The 4260-nt window shown below is 35.8% G+C and carries 5 protein-coding genes and 1 pseudogene; 1 reads left to right on the top strand and 5 read right to left on the bottom strand.

All coding sequences use genetic code 11. From position 1 onward, the window contains the following. From ABZC96_RS08635 to ABZC96_RS08620, 4 genes and pseudogenes are all read right to left on the bottom strand, one after another. Nucleotides 1-203: pseudogene (locus ABZC96_RS08635) on the bottom strand (membrane protein insertase YidC); the annotation flags it as partial. Between the two features lie 52 nt (nucleotides 204-255). Then, nucleotides 256-564, bottom strand: a complete 309-nt coding sequence (rnpA, locus tag ABZC96_RS08630) for a ribonuclease P protein component (protein WP_081501839.1) — start codon at nucleotides 562-564, stop codon at nucleotides 256-258. A 45-nt stretch (nucleotides 565-609) separates the two neighbouring features. Further along, a complete protein-coding gene (gene rpmH, locus ABZC96_RS08625) occupies nucleotides 610-744 on the bottom strand; it encodes a 50S ribosomal protein L34 (RefSeq protein ID WP_008243576.1) in 135 nt (44 codons plus the stop codon). A gap of 87 nt (nucleotides 745-831) precedes the next feature. Further along, nucleotides 832-1311 carry a hypothetical protein gene (locus tag ABZC96_RS08620; protein ID WP_373030484.1) on the bottom strand — a complete coding sequence of 160 codons (480 nt, stop codon included), beginning with the start codon at nucleotides 1309-1311 and terminating at the stop codon, nucleotides 832-834. A gap of 85 nt (nucleotides 1312-1396) precedes the next feature. On the opposite strand from ABZC96_RS08620, the gene nspC reads away from it, so the two are divergent. Continuing rightward, nucleotides 1397-2533 (top strand): carboxynorspermidine decarboxylase, encoded by a 1137-nt coding sequence (nspC, locus tag ABZC96_RS08615; protein WP_373030483.1) that lies wholly within the window; start codon nucleotides 1397-1399, stop codon nucleotides 2531-2533. A gap of 104 nt (nucleotides 2534-2637) precedes the next feature. Here the strand turns inward: nspC and ABZC96_RS08610 are convergent. Then, the coding region (locus ABZC96_RS08610) for a translocation/assembly module TamB domain-containing protein (protein ID WP_373030481.1) at nucleotides 2638-4260 on the bottom strand (1623 nt) is incomplete at its 5' end.

Genomic DNA, 4260 nt, shown 5'->3' with positions numbered 1-4260 from the left:
GCTGTTGCAGTTGAAGAACTTGGTGTAGGTACATTTGCGTTAGATGCTGTATCTACTGAAGGGGTTTGATGTGCAGTATTTGCTGTTTGTTTGCTATCTTGTGTGGGGGTCGCAGGTGGGAAAAAGTAGCTATAGCCTATAAATACAAAGAAAGAAAGTGCCAGTGCCAGAAGAAGTCGTCTATTTAAATCTTGTTGTTCCAAAATTATACCTTTTATAATATGTCAGTGATAGTATAGTGTTAACTGTGTTAAATTATGTTGCAGTACACTTCTTAAGTGCATGTAGATACGCTTTACGTGTCACAGAATAGTTTTCTTCAATAAGCGCAGGTTTTGCAACCAGTACGTAACTACCTTGAGATAAGAGGTCTATATTTTCGATGAAATGTGCTCTTAACAAACGTTTTGCTCTGTTTCGATGAACTGCATTTCCAATTTTTTTAGAGGCTACAAAACCTACTTTATACTCATCACTCTTTTTGAAGAAAAGTACAAAATAAGGTGTATGCCATGTCTTTGTAGCGTGTTTATACACGCTGTTGAACTCTTTACTGGTTTTAATCCTAGTAAAATGTTTTATAGAACTGATGTTTTTATACCAGAAGTATTATACAGCTAGTCTTTTTCTACCCTTAGCTCTTCTTGCAGAAATTACTTTTCTACCATTTTTAGTCTTCATTCTTGTTCTAAATCCGTGTGTTCTTTTTCTTGGTGTACTATGAGGTTGGTATGTTCTTTTCATTCCGCATCATCCTTAATATATTTTTACCTGCATTCCTGAGGTATATTTGGTCGGAATTTTACACTAAAATCCCTTAAAAGCGTCTAATTAGTTAAGACTTCTGAAAACAATTTCATTAGACTTATTTTCAAGTTTACTTTTTACAAACGTTTCAAGTAGTTTTAGTACCACTTGTTTAGCACTGTAATGTGTTGCTCTTACTTCTAATTCTGTACAATAGATATCTTTACCATTATCTAACTGTATATTGCGGATCACTCTTTCTGCAAAGTGATATCCTCCGTCAACCTTTGTATCTTGACATAGCATTACATAGAGTGATTCTTCTTTATCAATTTCAAACAAGATGTCAGTATCTCGTTTCTCTTTGTCCAATAAAGTATTTAAATCTATATCTTTTGCTGTCAAAAGCATGAGTACAAAAGCCTGTTCATTTTCATGCTCCATTAGATAATAGATGATATCAATGGTAGTTTGCAATTTATCTAGCATTTTTACAGCTAGTTGGATCTCCTTACCATTAAATCTTAAATTAGCAACGCGATTTTCATTTTCCCTTTTTCCCATGGTGATCTATCCCCTCTTAATTTAAATTGTAAAATATTTGCTTCATTATAACAAAATATTTTAGATTCTATTGTTATAATCTGTCATGAAAAATATACTATCAACTTTACCTTCTCCTTGTTGGCTGCTCGAAGAAGAAAAACTACAGAAAAACCTTGAAATCATTTCAAACATTAAAAAACAAAGTGGCGCTAAAGTATTACTGGCACTCAAAGGATATGCTTTATGGAAAAGTTTTCCACTGATCAAACCTTATCTGGATGGGTGCTGTGCCAGTGGTCTACATGAAGCCAAACTTGCAGATGAGACATTTTCGAAAGAAGTGCACACCTATTCACCCGCATTTAAAGAAGAAGAGATCGAAGAGATAGCTACAATATCACATCATCTGGTGTTTAACTCTCCTGCACAATTCAATCAGTTTTCAACGCAGGCTAAACAAATCAATCCAAACCTATCACTGGGTCTGCGTGTGAATCCGGAATATTCTGAATCGCCTAAAGAGATATATAATCCTTGCGGACTCTATTCAAGGCTTGGAACAACATTGGAAAATATGGATGAGAGTGTTTTAGAACTCTGTGATGGTTTGCATTTTCATGCACTATGTGAACAAGGCAGTGATGCTCTTGAGAATGTACTTAAAAACTTTGAAGAGAAGTTTGGCTCATACATACCAAAAATGAAATGGATAAACTTTGGCGGTGGACATCATATCACACGAAAAGGATACGATACACAGAAACTCATACAGCTCATCAAAGACTTTAAAAAGAAGTATGAGGTAGAAGTCTATCTTGAACCGGGAGAAGCCATAGGATGGGAGACAGGGCCACTTATCACTACCGTTCTAGATATTGTACACAATGGTATAGATATAGCTATCTTGGACTCTTCCGCTGAAGCACACATGCCTGACACGATCATCATGCCCTACCGTGCAGAGGTACGGGATGCAGGCAAGGTGAGAGAAAAAGCACATATGTACCGTCTGGCAGGGAACACTTGCTTAGCTGGAGACATTATGGGAGATTACAGCTTTGATGCACCGCTCAACATCGGTGACAAAGTCATTTTTGAAGACCAAATGCACTACACCATGGTTAAAGCTACTACCTTTAATGGTGTAAAACTTCCCTCTATTGCTATACTAAGAAAAGATGGCACAGTAGAAGTAGTTCGTGAATTCGGATATGAGGATTTTAAACACAGACTTTCATAGTCTCTTCACTCTTACGTTGCATTTAAAATTACACTAGAAACAGTATTTAAGCATCACAAAGATGCAACATATGACAAATGGAAAAATATCCTGTTCTCAGATGCTTAAAAATCCTTTTTATAAAGAATATCATAGGATTGTGATTCTTCACTTACACTTATCACACTCTCCATACGTTTTCCATGTTTATATTTGAGTTTTACGCTGGAAACTTCGTCATTTACATAGATGATCGTTATCTCATCTGTCAACTTTTTACCTACCTCTACACTGCCCGCACCTAATACAAGATGATCTAGTTGAACTCCTAGATCTGAAAGGGCTGATTTTGCCATAGCCCCTCCCATCATTTTCATCATATCTTCACCACTGTTTGTTCCTGCTCCTTCTACTGAGTCAAAGAGAATAATCGACAGTATCTGTTCCTTGCTCAAAGAAGGTTTTGATGAGAAGTTGATATTTGGTGTATGGGCTGACCCAGTAACCGTAATGGTAATGAGATGATCTAGTGACTTATATCTGGCACTTGCTTCAAGCAGAGGTTTATTCAGGTTTCCTGTAAAATATACATAACTTTTATCTAAAACAAACTTCTTACCCTTAAAAGTATAGCTACTTCCCTTGAGTATCTCTACTGCACCTAATACCATTAATTCTGAATGTTCAGCTTTATATACACTAAGATCTACCTCTGCTTTCATATCTACATTGCCTTTTTTATAGATAAGTGGTTTTTGTGTCTTTATCTGTACTAAACCACTGAGATTGTCCATAAATGGACTTGCTTCTTTCTCTTTCATATCTTGAACTATGATAATATCACTGTCAGAAGCATATGTTTTTTGCCCCAGGTCATAATGTATATTTCCATCCAAAATCGTGATCTGACCATTGATTGATGTTTTATTTCCATCCAATACGGTTTTGATATCTATATTACTGTCCAAATCAACAATCTCATGTGCTATATGTAACTTTTCTGCATCCGCATCAATCGTACCTTTTCTTGATTTTAGATCATATTTACCTTCTACTTTTAACTGATCATTGATCCAAAGAGGTGAGATAGTTATATTCGTATCATCAAGGGATACTATTGAGGATTTTGTAGAAAAAAGTTTTTGTCCAGCATATGTAAATGCATAGCGGTTCAATACAATTTTTTGATCTTGCACATTCACTGCTAGATCTATATCATTCACGTAATGATCTATTTTACGACCTGCTTGATAAATGATCTCTTGTGACTTCAGTGCAATATCTACTTCTTTCATTTCTGTCAGTTCTACAGATATATCTGCACTGCCCATTACTACCGGAAGATCCCCAAGGGTATAGACACTCTTAACACTCTCTATCAAAGAATTCATAGAATTGATCTTTGTATCTACAGTTATCTTCTCTTCTACTTTACCAGACAGATCAGCATGTAACCCGCCTAATAATACCTTTCCTCCTATCTGAGTGCTATTGATATCATACTTTATATCCGCTCTTAAGGTACCCGTTGTAAACAGTGCATCTACACTATTATCCAAAAGTTCAACTTCACTTACCATAGGGCTTAAGCTATCCCATTTAAGCACTTCACTGTAAGTACGCAGTAGTGACTCTTCTGGTATATGGCTGATTGCTTTTACATGTAACCTTTTTTCATAACTAATGTTCGCATCTATATTTAGTACGTTAGAATCTATTTTTGTACGTGCCATTATCGAAGAATTCTC

It is taken from the genome of Sulfurovum sp. (assembly GCF_041551015.1).
Classification (GTDB): domain Bacteria; phylum Campylobacterota; class Campylobacteria; order Campylobacterales; family Sulfurovaceae; genus Sulfurovum.
The sequence above is the reverse complement of the archived record's forward strand: the minus strand, read 5'-3'. Positions and strand labels throughout refer to the sequence as shown.

Bases quoted from the DNA above. Each gene is read 5' to 3' on its own strand.
- ABZC96_RS08620 (WP_373030484.1), bottom strand. From the start codon at position 1,311: ATGGGAAAAAGGGAAAATGAAAATCGCGTTGCTAATTTAAGATTTAAT.
- rpmH (WP_008243576.1), bottom strand. From the start codon at position 744: ATGAAAAGAACATACCAACCTCATAGTACACCAAGAAAAAGAACACAC.
- nspC (WP_373030483.1), top strand. From the start codon at position 1,397: ATGAAAAATATACTATCAACTTTACCTTCTCCTTGTTGGCTGCTCGAA.